Source organism: Streptomyces qinglanensis, from assembly GCF_900111245.1.
Taxonomy (GTDB): domain Bacteria; phylum Actinomycetota; class Actinomycetes; order Streptomycetales; family Streptomycetaceae; genus Streptomyces; species Streptomyces qinglanensis.
Genome location: NZ_FOGO01000005.1, coordinates 199,089 through 214,854 on the forward strand (window position 1 = coordinate 199,089; position 15,766 = coordinate 214,854).

14 protein-coding genes and 1 CRISPR repeat array (1 of these 15 running past the window's edge) are annotated in these 15,766 nt (G+C 69.1%); of the genes, 12 read left to right on the top strand and 2 right to left on the bottom strand.

Translation table 11 applies throughout. The features are described from left to right. A CRISPR array of direct repeats spans positions 1-676; the repeat unit is 28 nt; unit sequence GGAGCATCCCCGCGGGTGCGGGGTCGAC (it extends 147 nt beyond the left edge of the window). Between the two features lie 1,093 nt (positions 677-1,769). Continuing rightward, on the top strand, positions 1,770-3,662 hold the full coding sequence (locus BMX65_RS13415) for an ABC transporter ATP-binding protein (RefSeq protein ID WP_239501885.1): 1,893 nt from the start codon (positions 1,770-1,772) through the stop codon (positions 3,660-3,662). Beyond that, positions 3,659-4,585: a phosphotransferase gene (locus BMX65_RS32855; RefSeq protein WP_162637628.1), complete on the top strand. Its 927-nt coding sequence runs from the start codon at positions 3,659-3,661 to the stop codon at positions 4,583-4,585. Before BMX65_RS13415 ends, BMX65_RS32855 begins: the two co-directional genes overlap by 4 nt. Before the next feature lie 246 nt (positions 4,586-4,831). Here BMX65_RS32855 and BMX65_RS13430 read toward each other — a convergent pair whose 3' ends face one another. Continuing rightward, complete coding sequence (locus BMX65_RS13430; protein WP_075000474.1) at positions 4,832-5,521, bottom strand: type 1 glutamine amidotransferase domain-containing protein; 690 nt, start codon at positions 5,519-5,521, stop codon at positions 4,832-4,834. Between the two features lie 86 nt (positions 5,522-5,607). Then, positions 5,608-6,201, bottom strand: a complete 594-nt coding sequence (locus BMX65_RS13435; protein ID WP_075000475.1) for a TetR/AcrR family transcriptional regulator — start codon at positions 6,199-6,201, stop codon at positions 5,608-5,610. A 96-nt stretch (positions 6,202-6,297) separates the two neighbouring features. Here BMX65_RS13435 and BMX65_RS32860 point away from each other — a divergent pair, with 96 nt between their 5' ends. The 10 genes from BMX65_RS32860 (at position 6,298) to BMX65_RS13475 (ending at position 15,531) form a co-directional block, all read left to right on the top strand. Beyond that, positions 6,298-6,444, top strand: a complete 147-nt coding sequence (locus BMX65_RS32860) for a hypothetical protein (protein ID WP_162637627.1) — start codon at positions 6,298-6,300, stop codon at positions 6,442-6,444. Positions 6,445-6,757: 313 nt separating this feature from the next. Continuing rightward, positions 6,758-8,317 carry a sodium-dependent transporter gene (locus BMX65_RS13440; protein WP_075000476.1) on the top strand — a complete coding sequence of 520 codons (1,560 nt, stop codon included), beginning with the start codon at positions 6,758-6,760 and terminating at the stop codon, positions 8,315-8,317. A 3-nt stretch (positions 8,318-8,320) separates the two neighbouring features. After that, positions 8,321-8,452, top strand: coding sequence for a hypothetical protein (locus BMX65_RS33935; protein WP_275435047.1), 132 nt, complete (start codon positions 8,321-8,323; stop codon positions 8,450-8,452). 714 nt (positions 8,453-9,166) lie between these two features. Further along, complete coding sequence (locus tag BMX65_RS13445) at positions 9,167-10,714, top strand: sodium:solute symporter family protein (RefSeq protein ID WP_075000477.1); 1,548 nt, start codon at positions 9,167-9,169, stop codon at positions 10,712-10,714. Beyond that, positions 10,711-11,289 (top strand): sigma-70 family RNA polymerase sigma factor, encoded by a 579-nt coding sequence (locus BMX65_RS13450; protein ID WP_075000478.1) that lies wholly within the window; start codon positions 10,711-10,713, stop codon positions 11,287-11,289. Before BMX65_RS13445 ends, BMX65_RS13450 begins: the two co-directional genes overlap by 4 nt. Then, positions 11,286-11,609, top strand: a complete 324-nt coding sequence (locus BMX65_RS13455; RefSeq protein WP_075000479.1) for a hypothetical protein — start codon at positions 11,286-11,288, stop codon at positions 11,607-11,609. The genes BMX65_RS13450 and BMX65_RS13455 overlap by 4 nt, the downstream gene beginning before the upstream one ends. A 180-nt stretch (positions 11,610-11,789) precedes the next feature. Next, positions 11,790-12,047, top strand: a complete 258-nt coding sequence (locus BMX65_RS13460; RefSeq protein WP_177214263.1) for a DUF3311 domain-containing protein — start codon at positions 11,790-11,792, stop codon at positions 12,045-12,047. A gap of 549 nt (positions 12,048-12,596) precedes the next feature. Beyond that, on the top strand, positions 12,597-14,297 hold the full coding sequence (locus BMX65_RS13465; RefSeq protein WP_075000480.1) for a carbon starvation CstA family protein: 1,701 nt from the start codon (positions 12,597-12,599) through the stop codon (positions 14,295-14,297). Beyond that, positions 14,294-14,551 (top strand): cory-CC-star protein, encoded by a 258-nt coding sequence (locus BMX65_RS13470; RefSeq protein WP_019359067.1) that lies wholly within the window; start codon positions 14,294-14,296, stop codon positions 14,549-14,551. Before BMX65_RS13465 ends, BMX65_RS13470 begins: the two co-directional genes overlap by 4 nt. Beyond that, positions 14,542-15,531, top strand: a complete 990-nt coding sequence (locus BMX65_RS13475) for an ArsA family ATPase (protein ID WP_075000481.1) — start codon at positions 14,542-14,544, stop codon at positions 15,529-15,531. The genes BMX65_RS13470 and BMX65_RS13475 overlap by 10 nt, the downstream gene beginning before the upstream one ends. The last annotated feature ends 235 nt before the right edge of the window (positions 15,532-15,766 follow it).

Below are 15,766 nucleotides of genomic sequence, written 5' to 3' on the forward strand. Positions count from 1 at the left end.
TCGACCCGGACCTGCCGAGGCAAAAGCGGACAGGCGCCGGAGCATCCCCGCGGGTGCGGGGTCGACTGGTAGAGGGCGGGGCAGCCGGGCGGGAGGAGCGGAGCATCCCCGCGGGTGCGGGGTCGACCGACCGAGGCGGCCCCACAGCCAACGCAGGGGCGGAGCATCCCCGCGGGTGCGGGGTCGACGTCTGCTCGGCGTAGGCCCGCACCGGAAGGAAGGGAGCATCCCCGCGGATGCGGGGTCGACTTGAGGTCCTGCCGGGACAGCTCCAACCCGATCGGAGCATCCCCGCGGGTGCGGGGTCGACGGGATGCCCGGCGAGCTGCCCGACATGGTGGGCGGAGCATCCCCGCGGGTGCGGGGTCGACTTGTCCGCGAGCCCGTCCGCCATGACCTGAGCGGGAGCATCCCCGCGGGTGCGGGGTCGACCCTTATTTTTGTTTCGTCCCGGGTAGAAAAAAGGGAGCATCCCCGCGGGTGCGGGGTCGACCATGTCAGGCTCCCAGCGTCGTTGCGATCGTCGGGAGCATCCCCGCGGGTGCGGGGTCGACTGCCGAGTCGGGGGCGCGGGGGGACAGCCGGGAGGAGCATCCCCGCGGGTGCGGGGTCGACCTCCCACACGCGGACGTAGCCGACGATCCCGTGGGAGCATCCCCGCGGGTGCGGGGTCGACACTTGCTGACCATAGCGTTTGCGCAGTGGCCTAGCCTATTTCATTCAGTTGCTTCTCCACAGTGAGGCTGCTCCGGAGCGCCGGACTCGGCGGAGGCCGCGAGACGGGGACGATCGAAGAGTCGACGCAAGACCCGCGGCACCGCCGCACTGGTCACTCTTGCCGCACGTCCAGCGCCCCGAACGCCACCAGTGTGTGCGTATGGTCGGATACGCCCTCCCGACACGTACTGGTACCCCACGGGAACCGCTCAGGTCCTGGTCGAGATGGCTCTCGACCAGGATTTTTTGCTGCGCGGGGTCATAGCGCAGGCGGATTCCCAGCTTCTTGCAGAGCTCGGCCTGGTCCGTGGAGTCGGCCTGGTGGATGGCCGCCGTGAAGTTCCCGGCTGCTCGGACGAGTGCGGCGATCTCATCCCACGGTAGCGGTGTGCCGTGCTGCGGCTTCGGCGCGCTGTCTCGGAGTCCGGCTGCTGCCTGGGTGCGGTTCGTGGCCGCCCGCAGGAGCTCCTGCCAGGCCGCTGCCCGGAGACGTCGTTCAGGAGCGTCGGGGAAGGACCTGAGAGAGGAGAGGGGCCACGTCGCTGCGTGGCTGGCAAGACCCCGTACGGGGGACCTCACCCCGTTCGAATGACGCTGCGCTCCCACGGGCCCGTCCTGACGCCCCGACGGCTGCAATTCCGAACATTTGACCACTAGGTACCCGTAACGGCGGCCTCTCCGTGCCCGTTTTTAGAGCACCAGTACCCCTCGTGCGCCCAACCGGAGGATGCCATGACCTTCGTGCTTTCCCCTGTGTACGCCCCGGCAGTATTCGAACATTGTCGGCTTGTGGCCCCGCACGCCGAGTCCTCCGGGCACCGCGTTGACGCGACTGCACGCAACAGCACTCGCCCCGAGAAGGGGTGGAGGGCATGAGGAAGTCCGCCAACTCAGGGAACCTCAGGCCATCCTGGGCAGGGGTGAGGCGTCCGGAGCTGCGCAAGAAGGCCGCGCAGTCGGCGAGCGGGATCTCCGAGGCGGAGCGGGAACTCTACGGCGGCCGGTTGCGCTGGGACAGGTCCTTTGTGCATCACGAGGGCGCGCTGATTCGTATGGGGTTCGGGCAGATGGCCGCGGCCCTGCCCCGTATGGCGGGGACCGTGCTGCGCACCGGGTGGAGCGTGGACCGGCGGGCACTGGCCGGTGTCGTCGTGGCGCAGGCCGGGCAGGGTGTGACGGCTGCCTGGGGCCTGGTGGCGGTCAACGGCATCCTGACTCAGTTGTTCGCCGAGGGGCCGACCGCCGACAAGCTGCGCGACGCTCTCCCCGCCCTGGTGGTGCTGGCGGTGGTGTCGGTGGGGGCGGCACTGCTGGCGGCATGGTCGACGGCGATGTCCGGCCGGCTGGAGCCGCAGGTCGAGCGAGCCGTCTCCGCCCGCTACTACGAGGCCGTCACCCGCGTCGAGGTGGAGGCGACCGAGCGGCCCGAGGTGCAGCGCACCCTGGAGGCAGGGAAGTTCGGCACCGACTCCGCGCGGAACATGCTCCGGCTGTCGATGGGCGTGGGCAACGTGCTCATCGGCATGGTCGCCGCAGCCGTCGTCCTGGCGTCCCTGCATTGGGCGCTGCTGCCGATGCTGCTGGCCATCGCTCTTCCGAGAGGGTGGGGTGCGGTGCGCTCGGCCCGCCGTGAGTATGTCTCGCGGCTGCACTGGGTCGATCATCGCCGCGCCATCGCTTCCCTGCTGGCCTATCTGACCCGGCCGCACGCCGCTGGTGAGATTCGTGCCCACGGGGCCGGAGTGAAGCTGCTGGGTGGCTATGAGGAGATGTCCCGGCAGATGGAGGCCGAGCAGCGGCGGCTGGCACGGGCCCAGGCGCACACCGATCTCGTGGCCGGGGCGGGCTCCGGTCTGGCGTCGCTGGGCTGCTACGGGGTGCTGTGGTGGCTGCTGACCAGCGGCGGGTTGCCGCTGGCGGTCGGGGGCACGGCGGTGGTCGCCATCCGCAACTCCACCGCGCGGCTCACCTCTCTCATCCAGCAGGTCAACCGGCTGTATGAGGAGATGCTGTTCCTCACCGACACCAAGAACGCCACTGAACTGGCCTCCCAGCACGCCATCCCGCAGAGCGGCACACCCCTGCCGTCTCCCGTGCGGACCGTCCACGTGGAGAACGTCTCCTACACCTACCCCGGCGCCTCGTCCCCCTCCCTCACGGACGTGAGCGTGTCGGTGCGGCGGGGACAGGTGACCGCGTTGGTCGGTGCGAACGGCTCGGGCAAGACGACCTTGACCAAGATCCTTGCCGGTCTGCTGCTGCCCACCGCCGGAGAGGTGTGGTGGGAGGGGGAACTAGGCGAGAGCGAGCGGGTCGCAGTGCGCGCCGCCGACCGTTCGGAGGTCTTCGCGTCTGTCGGGCTGCTCGCCCAGGACTTCCCGCACTGGGAGATGACCGCCGCCACCAACGTGGCCATCGGCGCCGGCGACCGTCCCCGGGACATGGCGCGGGTCGAACAGGCCGCGCAAGCCGCCGACATCCACACACTGATCGAAGGGCTGCCGCACGGGTGGGACTCGATCTGCTTCAAGGGATACGAGCGCGGCATCCAGCTCTCCGGAGGACAGTGGCAGAAGCTGGGCAACGCCCGCAGCCGGTACCGGAACGCCCCCTTCTTCCTCGTCGACGAGCCCACCTCCGCACTCGACCCGCGCGCCGAGATCGAAGCCTTCGAGGGCCTGTGGTCCCTGGCCGACAACGGCCACGCAGTCGTACTCGTCACACACCGACTCGCCGCCACCGCGAAGGCCGACCACATCTACGTCCTCGACCAGGGCCGCATCGTCGAAGAAGGCACCCACGACCAGCTGATGTCCCGCGGCGACGGCCTCTACCGGGAGATGTTCCAGGCCCAGGCCGCCCAGTACGGACTCTCCTCGCCACCCGCCGACCGCCTCCCTGCACAACGGGCACGTGATGCACCCCAGCACAAGGAGAACCGGTGAACACCGATACCGACACCGAGGACACACCGGAGAGGGCACCGAGCGGTACCGTCCTGAACATCGTCGGCGCCCATCTCTACCGGGAGGACACCGAGAGCCGGGTGCTGCCCGGGCTGCGGAACCCCGACTCCGCCTTCGCAGGAAATACCCGGCACTTCCTGGCCGGTCACTGCCAACAGCAAAGCGCACTCGCCTGCCTCGTGCGGGAAGCGCAGGAGGAGGCCGAGCTGCTGATCGATCCCGAACGGGTCGAACTCGCGCACGTCGTACACCTCGTGGACACCCCCGGCGACAGTCCCAGGACGGGCCTCGTCTTCCGGACGGCTTGGTCGGGCACCCCCAAGGTCCTGGAGTTCGTCCCCGCCACCGACCACCCGCCAGAGTCGAGCCGCCCGGAAACAGAAGTGCGGCGGTTCGCAGAGCAGGCAGTGGGCCGCATCGCGCGGTGGACGGACACCTCTTGGGCGCGGGAGGGCAGCCAGGTATGGCGGGCGGACGGTGCGGCGGGCGGGACCTGGTATGTCAAGGTCCACCAGAACGACCGCTTCCACGACAGGGAAGTCGCCGCCCTTCGCACATGGGTCCCGCACCTGGGCGTGGCCGCGCCCAAGCTGGTGACCGCCGACACACAGCTGCGGGCCGTCGTCGTCACCGCGGTGCCCGGCCGCCCTCTGCACGGCACCGGCCTCTCGCCCAAGGAGCAGCGGCGCTTGTTCCACCGGATCGGCGCCCTTGCCTCGGCCATCCACCGCAGTGCTCCCGCGCCCGCCGCCCGAAAGCCGCTGGGAGTTCCACGTCCACGCCTACGGCCCGGCCGGGTCCGCTCTGGCAAGTCGGCTGATCGACTGCGTGCGGGACTGGGACCAGCACGTGCGCCACAGCGGCTACCCGCCGATGACCGTCCATCCGGCAGACACCCCTGACGACGAACTGCCCGCCGGCGACGTGCTGGACAAGGCAGCATCCCGTCTGGTCTTCCAGTGGCCTGGCGGCCCGGCAGCAGACCATCCCGAGGTCCTCTCCGCAGCCGGCAGCACGCGTGCGTAGCCGAGGGGCATGTCAGAGGGGTGTCACCTCGTGGCCTGCCCGGGCCGCCCGGGCCGAGCCGGCACAAACAGCCGGCCCGGCCGGGTCGGTCACGCGCTCGCGGAGCATGACGACGTAGGCGCTCACACGCCGCCCTTGCTGAGCAGCTCGATCAGGGCGTCGGCTGCGGGAGCCGAGGAGGCCGGGTTCTGCCCGGTGATCAGCAGACCGTCCTGCAGGACGTAGGGCTGCCAGTCGCCGGTCTTGGAGTAGACGCCTCCGAGCTTGGTGAGTTCGTCCTCGACCAGGAAGGGGACGACGTCGGTGAGCTGGACGGCCTCCTCCTCGGTGTTGGCAAAGCCGGTGACGTTCTTGCCTCGCACCAGCGGGGTGCCGTCCTCGTCGACAGTGTGCCGCAGCACGCCGGGGGCGTGGCACACCAGTCCGACCGGCTTGCCCGAGCGCAGAGTCGTCTCGATCAGCCGGGCGGAGACGGTGTCCTCGGCCAGGTCCCAGAGCGGGCCGTGGCCGCCAGGGTAGAAGACCGCGTCGAAGTCGCCGGCCGGGACCGAGTCCAGGCGCACGCTATCGGCCAGTGCCTTGGTCGCCTCCGGGTCGGCCTCGAAGCGCCGGGTGTCGTCGGTCTGGAAGCCGGGCTCGTTGCTCTTGGGGTCCAACGGCGGCTGCCCGCCCTTGGGCGAGGCGAGCACGATCTCCCAGCCGGCCTCCTTGAAGCGGTAGTACGGCGCCGCCAGCTCCTCCAGCCAGAACCCGGTCTTGAGACCGGTGTTGCCCAGCTCGTCGTGCGAGGTGAGAACGATCAGAACCTTCATGACACACTCCTCAGTGCGATTAGACCAGTCTACTATTCGAGGAAACAGGGTCCCCATGACCGGATCGGGCATGGGGTGCGGTCCTGCTACAGGTGCAGCAGTCCGCGGGTTACCGCTGTGACGGTGTCGAGCGGCGCCAGACTGCGATGGATCTTGCACATGACGCTCGCGCCGAGCCACATGTCGTACAGGGCCTGGGCCACGTCCCGGGGATCAGCGTCGACCGAGAGGGATCCGTCCTCCAAGCCGTCGGCGATGGTGCGTGCGATGCGGTCGACGATGGCACTCGTGCCCTCTTTCAGAGCCAGGCGCATCGACTCCGACAGGTCGGCGACCTCTGCGCCGAGCTTCACGGCCAGGCACTTGCCCTGACACTCCTCGACACTCTGCGTCTCCCGCCACTGCTGCCAGTAGGCCATCAGCCGCTCGGCTGCCGACTGGTCGGATCGGGCGAGAATGCCGTCCACGTCCGCGAGGTAGTCTGCGAAATAGCTCTTCAGGATCGCCTCGCCGAACGCGTCCTTCGAGGCGAAGTAGTGATAGAAGGACCCCTTCGGCACACCGACCTCTGCGAGCACCTCGTTGATACCGACGGCGGAATAGCCCTTGCGAGCCATGATCCGCTGGGCGGTGTCGAGGATGCTCCGACGAGTGTCCGTGGTGCGCGTGGTGACCGGCATGTATGAACCGTAGCATCTGAGTAGACCAGTCGTCTAGAACGTTTGGGGCAGAGGGCGACAGCACCGCAGCAGGCTGACCGCTGAGGCAGTCGGGCAGTGACCCGGTCCGGCGAGGAGCACATCGCCATCGTGAACGCCGCCGCGTCGGGCGACGCCGAACTGACCGCGGAGCTCACCCGCAGGCAACTGATCCACAGCCGGGGCATCCGGGCCGGCTGGACCGAAGACGAAGCCGACGCCTGAGACCTCCGGTCACCACCCGGAGAATCCCCGCCGCCTCCCACCTCCCGCCGACCGCGCCGCACTTCGGCTCCGGCATGCCCGTCACCACCCCCGAGTCGGGCATGAACGGCTGGTGAGGCCCCTTCGCCGTGCTCGGCGACAGGCGTCGGAGCAGCCGGAAAAGTTGCTGACGCGACCCTTGCGCCGCCCGGGGTGAGGTGTAATACATTACCGCCACCACGCGCCAGGAACGCTCGGCCCGGAGTCGAGGGGGCGACCACGCGGTGCGGCGCAGCCCTACCAGAGCGCGATGGCCCCAAGCCCTCGGAACGGAGTGAACCTGATCATGGCGCGTCAAAGATCAGACCCGAAGCGAGAGATCTTCTCAAGCCGCTTTGCATTCGTGGCCGCTGCCATCGGGATGGCGGTGGGCACCGGCAACATTTGGCGATTCCCCCGAGATGTCGGAGCGGGCGGAGGCGGTGTGTTCATCATCGCCGTGGTGCTCGCCAACCTGGTCTGGGCGATCCCGCTGCTGATGGCGGAATCGCTCCTCGGATCCCGTAGCCGACGAGGCACCATCGGGGCATTCCGCGAGTTCATGGGCCGCAAGTTCGCCTGGATGGGCGGATTCATGGCCGTGGTCACGGTCGGCATCCTCTTCTACTACACGGTGATCTGCGGCTGGTCGATCCGCTACTTCGTCTACGCGGTGAGCGGCAAGTTCTCCTCGGGCGTCGGCAAGACGCAGACCCAGAACCTGTGGGACAACTTCGTCGGCAATCCGGCACAGACGATCACCTTCCATGTGATCGCGGCCTGCCTGGTCGGTTTCGTTGTGCTCCGCGGCCTCAAGGGCGGCCTGGAGAAGGTACTCAACGTCACAGTGCCGATGCTGTTCGCCGTACTGGTGCTGCTCGCGATCCGTGCCATGACCCTGTCGGGGGCCGGTGACGGGCTGCGCTACCTGTTCGTTCCCGACTGGAGCAGGATGCTCGACGGTGAGATGTGGCTCGGTGCGTTTGTGCAGATGGCCTTCTCCACCGGCGCCGGTTGGGGCCTCTACCTGACCTACTCGGTGTACATGCGCAAGAAGGAGGACTTCGCGCTCAACTCCGGAATCGTGGTCGCCGGCAACCATCTGGCCTCGCTGCTCGCCGGGATCGCCGTCATCTGCACGGTCTTCGCGGTGCAGTCACCGCACTTCGCGGAAGAGGCAGTCTCCGCCGGCGATCAAGGTCTGATGTTCGTCTACCTTGCCGCGCTGTTCGGCCAGATACCCGGCGGTACCTGGTTCTTCGGACCGCTGTTCTTCCTCGTCCTCGTGCTCGCCGGCCTGTCGAGCCTGATCGCCATGATGGAACTCGCGGTGCGCAACGTGATCGACCTCGGCCTCAACCGGAAGAAGGCCGTTGTCGCGATCGTCCTCGTCACGCTTGCCGGGGGCATCCCCTCCGCGCTCGATCTGGATGTGCTGTCCAACCAGGACAATGTCTGGGGGGTCGGATTGCTGATCAGCGGACTGTTCGCGGCGATCGCCATGATGCGCTTCGGCCTCGAACGTGCGCGGCAGACGCTCGACCTCGCGAGCGATTTCAGGGTCGGTGCGTGGTGGAAGGCGCTGATCGCGCTATTCCCCTTGATGTTCGCCGTGGTGTTCGGCTGGTTCATGTACCTGTCCGTCACTGATCCCTCGCAGACCTGGTACGACCCGTTCCAGACCTTCAGCATCGGCACGATGGTGCTCCAGTGGACGGCCCTCTTCGTCGTGATGCTGCTGCTGAACAACCTGTTCTCGCGAAGGCTGAGCCGCGCTGCACACACCGCCCACGGCGATGCACCCGCCGACGGCGGCGGAACGGCAGTCCCCACGCATCAGGGAGAGGAGGGCTGACCCATGGATGTGGAAACCGTGATCTGGACGCTGATTCTCTTCGGCGGGACCGTCGTGGCCGTGGTCTGGCTGAGCTACATCGCCTGGCGCAAGGAACAGGAGACCACCGGCGGCGGTGAGCGGACCGCCGAGTAGGTCACCTCCCGCCCCGCCCGACAGTGCACGCCGGTGCCGCAGCCCACGGCACCCACCGGTGTCCGTACAGTCCGGCGGCCGGCGCGGCGCTCTTCGTCTCGCGGGATGCACACCGTCACTCCTCGGAGCCTGACGGTAGGCCCATGACGCGGAGTGCTGGACGAGCTCCGTCATCTTCTCGGCGATCTCGCAAGAGGATCGCCGGCCTCCGGGCCCGGCATGACTCCTACCCCCTGTCGAGGATGATCCGGGGGAGGTGTCACCGGGCCCGAGGGGTGCCCTCGGAGACGCCGACAGGAGGTCTGACCGCCGCCCGGCCGGGCGCAAGGCCCAGCCGCACCGGTCTGTCGCGTGGACACCGCGAGCAGGTACAGGCCGGCCGGCCACCGGCGTCCGGGCGAACTGGTACCAAAAAGAATGTGTGGCGGTCGGCCTCGGCTCCGCGCCGACGTACCACGGGGTTCACAGAAGACCCACGGCAAGCCCGCGGCAGGCGCGAGAGCAGCACGGCAATCGCGACGCACCGTAGTCAGTGACGCACGGTTCGCGCTATGGCCTACGATCCTCTCCTGGCCGCTGTAGGCCCGTGCAGGAGTTCTCCACCCGTCGGCAGGGTTGACAGTACATTTCTGGCGGATTTCGGTCCCTGTCCTCCGGTCCGGTGGCCCGTGCAACTCTTGCGCAAGGGAACAGGCACACCAAGGACGGTGACCCATGGCCGGTACAGCCATGACTGCGACGTTTCTCGCGGTGCTCGCCGGGGCGTCGCTGCTCGCGGTCACCGCGCGCCGCCTGCGTCCCAACGACCGGCTTCCGTCCCTGGAGGGCTGGGCGCTGGCCGACCGGAGCCTCGGCCCCTTGTGGACCTGGGTGCTGCTCGGCGGCACGATCTTCACGGCGTACACCTTCACCGCCGTACCAGGACTGGCGTACGGCAACGGCGCGCCCGCGTTCTTCGCAGTGCCCTACACGGTGCTCGTCTGCCCGCTCGTCTTCGTCCTGCTGGCCCGGCTGTGGACGGTGGCCCGCCGACACGGCTACATCACAGTCGCCGACTTCGTGCGCGGACGGTACGGATCCGCGCCACTGGCCCTGGTGGTCGCGCTGACCGGGATCCTCGCGACGATGCCGTATCTGGCGCTGCAGCTACTGGGCATACGCGCGGTGCTGACAGCCGGCGGCATGTACCCGCGGGGCGCGACCGGCGATCTGATGATGGTGGCGCTGTTCGCCGGGCTCGCGGTGGCGACCTATCGGCACGGGCTGCGGGCGCCGACCGTCATCTCCGCGCTGAAGGCGGTCGCCGTTTTCGTCTCACTGACCGCCGTGACCTGGCTGGTCCTGGTGCGGCTCGGTGGTCCGGGTGCGGTCTTCGAGGGCGCCGCCCAGCGGCTGGGCTCTCCCGCGCTGCTCCTCAGCCCTGCTCATCAGCCCGCCTATGCCACCCTCGCCCTGGGCTCTGCGCTCGCCCTGCTGATGTACCCGCACGTGCTCACGGCGGGCTTCGCCTCCGACGGTTCGCGCACCCTGCGCAAGACCGCCGTGGCGCTGCCCGCGTGGACCGGACTGCTCGCGCTCTTCGGTTTCCTGGGGATCGCTGCGCTCGCGGTGGGGGTGCGGGCGCCGGAGGGCGCGGCCGAGGCGGCTGTGCCGATGCTGGTGGACCGGTTGATGCCGGGTCCGCTGGCCGGGCTGGTGTTCGGAGCGATCACCGTGGGGGCGCTTGTCCCGGCTGCGGTGATGTCGATCGCGGCCGCGACCAGCTTCGTCCGCAATGTCTATGTCGAGTACGTCCATCCGACGGCCACGCCCAAGCGGCAGGTGCGCGTCGCCAAGTTGGTGTCGCTCACCGCCAAGGTGGGCGCCGTGGCGTTCGTGTTCGGGCTGCGCGATCAGGACGCCGTCAACCTCCAGTTGCTCGGCGGGGTCTGGATCCTGCAGATCTTCCCGGCTGTGGCTGTGGGGCTGTACACCCGATGGCTGCACCCCCGGGCCCTCCTTGCCGGGTGGGGCGTGGGCATGGTGGCCGGGACGTTCCTCGTGGTGCGGGACGGGTTCTCCCCCATCGTGCCACTCGGCACGGATGCCGGACCGCTGGAGATATACGTCGGACTCGTCGCGCTGCTGCTCAATCTGACTGTCGCAGTGGCCGGGAGCGTCGCTCTCGAACGTCTCCGCGTCCCGCGCGGCGCCGACCTCACCGACCTGCCCCCGCGTCTGACCGTCAGGCGGCGCCCCGAGACGGGAGCGAACAACCCATGAGACACAGATCCGGCGTCCCTGTGCCCGTGCCGCAGCCCGCAGTTCCAGCCGACGCACTCACCCCCACGGTCAACGACCCCGCCGACGCGGAGAGGGAGGCCGGTGTGGCTCGGCTGTTCGAACTGCACTACACCCCGATGCTGCGACTCGCCGTGCTGCTGGGAGCCGACGATCCGGAGAACGTGGTGGCCGAGGCCTACTACCAGATCTACCGCAGATGGCGACGGCTGCGGGACACTGCGGCGGCTGAGGCTTATCTGCGCTCCACGGTCTGCAACCTGACGCGGATGCGGATACGCCATCTGCAAACGGCACGCAAGCACGCGGTGAGATCGCCCGACGAGATGGTCGCCTCGGCCGAGAGCACCGCGCTGCTGCGCGACGATCAGCGAGTCCTGATCGACACACTGCGGCAGCTCCCGACCCGGCAGCGTGAGGCGCTGGTGCTGCGGCACTGGCTCGGGCTGAAGGAAAGTGAGATCGCCGCTGCGATGGGAATTTCCTCCGGATCCGTCAAGACTCATACGGCGCGCGGTATCGCAGCGCTGACCCAGGCGATGGAGGCCCGGAAATGAACGACACCAGTCCGGACCGGACGGAAAGGGAACTGGGCGAGGCCCTGGCCGCGTTCGCAGACGGGGTGCGGGGCGCCCCCGACGCCTACAGCGCTGCGCGCGGCGACTGGCTGCGCCGCGAGCGTCGGCGCAGACTCGTCCTCGCGGTGCTCATCGCGGTCGTCTTCACACTGGCCACGCTGATCGGCCTGTGGGTGCTGAACCAGACGCCCTCGGACCGGGGGGTCATCTTTTCCGGCGCGGAGCCCACCAGCGGGGTTCTCGCGTCACTTCCGCGAACCCTTCCCGACTGCCTCGTGCCCTGCGCCTCAGCCGTGTGACCGCTCGACGGGTTCCGGCGGCCGGGCGACTCCCCCTGACGGAGCCCGCCTACGACGCCGATCACGAACCGTACGGAACGCGCGGGAACGCCTCGTTCGCCGAAGGGGTTCGCCGGGGCGGAACCGTCGCTTCGATGTCCTGCTTTATTCGCGTAGTCGGCGAAGGAATGGAGCCGCCGTATGCCGGGGAGAGCTCACACGAGACCAGCCCTGATCACGCCGGCCCGGGTGGTGATCGCCCTGTGTCTCGTCGCCCCGTTCGTCGCGATGCTGTGGGTCGGCTCCTACGCCAGAACCGACCCCGCCTTGATGGGCATCCCGTTCTTCTACTGGTACCAGCTGCTGTGGGTGCTGCTTTCCACAGTGCTGACGATGATCGCCTACCAACTGTGGCGGCGTGACCGGCGGGCACGTCGGAGCGGGGGCGCCGCGAAGTGAAACGGGGCAGTGGCGTCCGGTGTGTGCGTCGCGCTGCTTGAAACCGGGCCCGTCGAGGAGGTACTCCGGCCCCGGCGCAACGGTCGCCGGCCGGGACAGCGGGGCGTGTCCGTGACCTCATGACCCGCCACCTGAAACTCAGGGAAATCTCCTGTCAACCGAATCGGAACCCCCGGCAACTCCTGAGCAGACCGCCGGGCGGACGGCCCGCGGCATCCGAGCAGGAGGCCAGGGGGCACCATTGGCAGACAGCGGGTACGGACTCACGCCGAGCCGGGCGTTGACCGACAGCTTCGAACAGGTGCGTGTGGCCGTGACGGGAGAACTCTTTCACCGCCGCGGCACAGTCGCCGCCCAGGCGCAGCACCCCGTGGCCGGGTACACCGCCGAGCCATGCAAAGCGGACGCAGGTGCCCGCTTCCCCGGTCCGGTCGCCGGCCTCCCTCGGTCGAGGAGGGCCACGCTCCACCGTCCATGCTGTCTGCCTGCCAGGTGCACATCCCGTGCAGGGCAACGGCTCAACTTCCCAGAACCCAGAGAGCGTCTCGCATGAACGCACTTCCGCTGCTGTTGATCGGCCTTGCGATATTCGCGGGCGGATACGTCTTCTACTCGAAATTCCTGGGCAACCGGGTCTACAAACTTGACGCGTCCTTCAAGACACCCGCGCACGAACTGCAGGACGGCGTGGACTACGTCCCGACCAACAAGTTCGTGCTGTGGGGGCACCACTTCACCTCGGTCGCGGGGGCAGCGCCGATCGTCGGCCCCGCAGTCGCCGTGATCTGGGGCTGGGTGCCCGCCTTCCTGTGGGTCACCCTCGGCACGGTCTTCTTCGCGGGCATGCACGACCTGGGTGCTCTGTGGGCCTCGGCGCGCAACAAGGGCCGCTCGATGGGCACACTCTCCGGCCGCTACATCGGCGCCCGGGGCGCGAACCTCTTCCTCGTCGTGATCTTCCTGCTGCTCCTGATGGTGATCGCGGCCTTCGCGGTGGTCATCAAGGACCTGCTGATCTCCACTCCCTCGGCGGTGATCCCCGCCTGGGGCGCGGTCGCGGTGGCGCTGCTGGTCGGCCAGGCGGTCTACCGCTACAGGATGAGCCTCGGCCTGGTCACCGTGGTGGGCGTCGCGGCGCTCTACGGACTGATCCTCCTCGGTGACGCCGTCCCCGTGGAACTGCCCGACCCGATCCTGGGCATGTCCCCGGCGACGTTCTGGATCGTCGCCCTCTTCGTCTACGCCGGCATAGCCTCCCTGTTGCCCGTGTGGGTGCTGCTCCAGCCGCGTGACTACATCAACGGCGTCCAGCTCTTCGTCGGGCTCGGCATCCTGTTCGTCGCAGTGCTGCTGAGCGCCCCGACGGTCGTCGCCCCGGCCTTCAACGACGCCGTGCCCGCGGGCACCCCGGACCTCCTGCCGCTGCTCTTCGTGACCATCGCGTGCGGCGCGATCTCCGGCTTCCACGGCATGGTCTCCTCGGGCACCACTTCGAAGCAGTTGGACAAGGAGACCGACGCCCGCTTCGTCGGCTACTTCGGCGCGGTCGGCGAGGGCATGCTCGCGCTCGGCGCGATCATCGCCGCCATCGCGGGCTACCGCACCATGGCCGACTGGAAGGCCGTCTACACCGCCTTCGGCGAAGGCGGTGTCGGGGCTTTCGTCGAGGGCGGCGGCGAGATCGTCAACAGCGGCCTGGGCCTGTCGGCTTCGCTGAGCTCGACGGTCCTGGCCACCATGGCGATCCTGTTCGCCGCCACCACCATGGACACCGGAATGCGCCTGCTGCGCTTCGTCGTCCAGGAGGCCGGTGAGGTCGCGAAGTTGAAGATCAGCAATGGCGTCGGCACCCTCATCGCGCTCGCCGCCGGTATGGGACTCACCTTCAGCCAGGGCGCCGATGGCGCCGGCGGCCTCCGTATCTGGCCGCTGTTCGGCACCAGCAACCAGTTGCTGGCCTCCCTGACCCTGTCCATCGTCGCAGTCATGCTGATCCGCAAGCGTCGCAACCCGGCTCCTGCGCTGGTGCCGCTCGCCGTCGTGTTCGTGATGGCGTTCTGGGCCGCGCTCGCCCAAGTCGGCGACCTCTACGACGCCCGGGACTGGCTGCTGCTGACCATCGACATCGTCATCATCGTCGCCGCCGTGTGGGTCGCCTTCGAGGCGATCGTCGCGATGCGGCGGGCATCCCAGGAGCCGCCGGAGGCCCCCGACGCCGATATGGCGGAGAAAGCCGAGGTGACAGGGTGACGTCCCGCTGGGCCTCGTTCCGGGCCGGGCTGGAGGAGTTCTACGCCGGCCCCTACCGGCGCACTTTCGCCCGCGCCCGGCGCGAGGAGGACGACCTCTTCCGGATGGTCGTCCTCGCAGAGGCACTGGGCGTGCCTGACCCGGCGGCGTACTACACCGTCGAGCTGATGCCCGCCCTCTATGAGGACTTCCACGCCTGGCACCGCCGGATGGGCATGGACCGCTCGCCACTGGAGCATGTCGGGTGCTGCTAGATCTCCTCACCTCGCGCAGGGTCGTCTTCGTCGGCGGCAAGGGCGGGGTGGGCAAGACGTCCATCGCCGCGGCGCTCGCCCTCGGCCGTGCCAGGGCGGGCGCCCGCGTGCTGCTGGTTTCCACCGACCCCGCCCACAACCTCGGTCACCTCTGGGACCGCCCCGTGGGCGACGAGCCCACGCGCCTCGCCGGCCCCGGGGACCTCGCCCCCGGGGCCGGGACGGCGGGTCACGTCGACGGGCTGGAGATCGACCCCGAGCGCACGGTCGAGCAGCACCTGTCCGCGGTCGCCGGGACGATGCGGCGGCTGCTGCCCGAGCGGATGCACGCACCGGCCGCCCGGCACCTTGAGCTGGCCCGGCTGGCACCCGGCACCCACGAGTCGGCGGTGCTGGAGCGGATCGCCGAGGCGGTGGAGCTCGGGGAGGAGGCGTACGACCTGGTCGTCTTCGACACCGCCCCGTCCGGCCACACGCTGCGGCTGCTCGCGCTGCCCGAACAGCTCGCCTCCTGGACCGAGGCCCTGCTCGCCAACCGTGACCGGTCCGAGCGGTTCGGCGCCGCGGTGCGCGGCCTCGGCGGCGGCGAGCACCGAGACCGCGACGCCGACCTGCGCCGGGTCCTGCTGCGCCGACGCAACCGCTTCTCCCGGCTGCGCAAGGTGGTGACGGACCCGGCGCAGGCAGGGTTCGTAGTCGTGCTGACCGCCGAGCTGCTCCCGATTGCCGAGACCATGGAGGTGTACGAGAAGCTCACCGGCCTCGGCGTCGAGGTGACCGCACTCGTCGCCAACCGCCGTTCCCCCGCGGACGCCGGTGAGGTGCTCGCCCGGCGCCGGGGGCAGGAGGACCAGCACCTCGTCCGGCTGCGGCAGCAGGTGGACGTACCGCTGCTCGAGGTACCGCTGCTGCCGGGGGATCTGGTGGGCACTCAGGCGCTCGCCGCGCTGGCCGATCTGCTCGGCCCCTCCTCGTCCTGAGTTTCCGGAGGATTCCGGACCGCCTGCCGGTCCATGGCGCGCGACGCCCGGCTCCTCCGGGTGGGGACCAACGGGTGCGGTGTCGGCGGCTTGCCAGTAGTGATGACAGGTGTACTGCCAGCGGGGGCGCAAGACGACGAGGCGGGTGCCCGGAGCTGAACGGACAACTGTTCTGATGGCTCGTCGTCGGCAGGAAGGAACCGGCCTCCCTCACGTCGCCGCTGCAACCGTCAGC

Bases quoted from the DNA above. Each gene is read 5' to 3' on its own strand.
- BMX65_RS13415 (WP_239501885.1), top strand. From the start codon at position 1,770: ATGGGGTTCGGGCAGATGGCCGCGGCCCTGCCCCGTATGGCGGGGACC.
- BMX65_RS13430 (WP_075000474.1), bottom strand. From the start codon at position 5,521: ATGAAGGTTCTGATCGTTCTCACCTCGCACGACGAGCTGGGCAACACC.
- BMX65_RS13435 (WP_075000475.1), bottom strand. From the start codon at position 6,201: ATGCCGGTCACCACGCGCACCACGGACACTCGTCGGAGCATCCTCGAC.
- BMX65_RS33935 (WP_275435047.1), top strand. From the start codon at position 8,321: ATGGATGTGGAAACCGTGATCTGGACGCTGATTCTCTTCGGCGGGACC.
- BMX65_RS13445 (WP_075000477.1), top strand. From the start codon at position 9,167: ATGGCCGGTACAGCCATGACTGCGACGTTTCTCGCGGTGCTCGCCGGG.
- BMX65_RS13450 (WP_075000478.1), top strand. From the start codon at position 10,711: ATGAGACACAGATCCGGCGTCCCTGTGCCCGTGCCGCAGCCCGCAGTT.
- BMX65_RS13455 (WP_075000479.1), top strand. From the start codon at position 11,286: ATGAACGACACCAGTCCGGACCGGACGGAAAGGGAACTGGGCGAGGCC.
- BMX65_RS13460 (WP_177214263.1), top strand. From the start codon at position 11,790: ATGCCGGGGAGAGCTCACACGAGACCAGCCCTGATCACGCCGGCCCGG.
- BMX65_RS13465 (WP_075000480.1), top strand. From the start codon at position 12,597: ATGAACGCACTTCCGCTGCTGTTGATCGGCCTTGCGATATTCGCGGGC.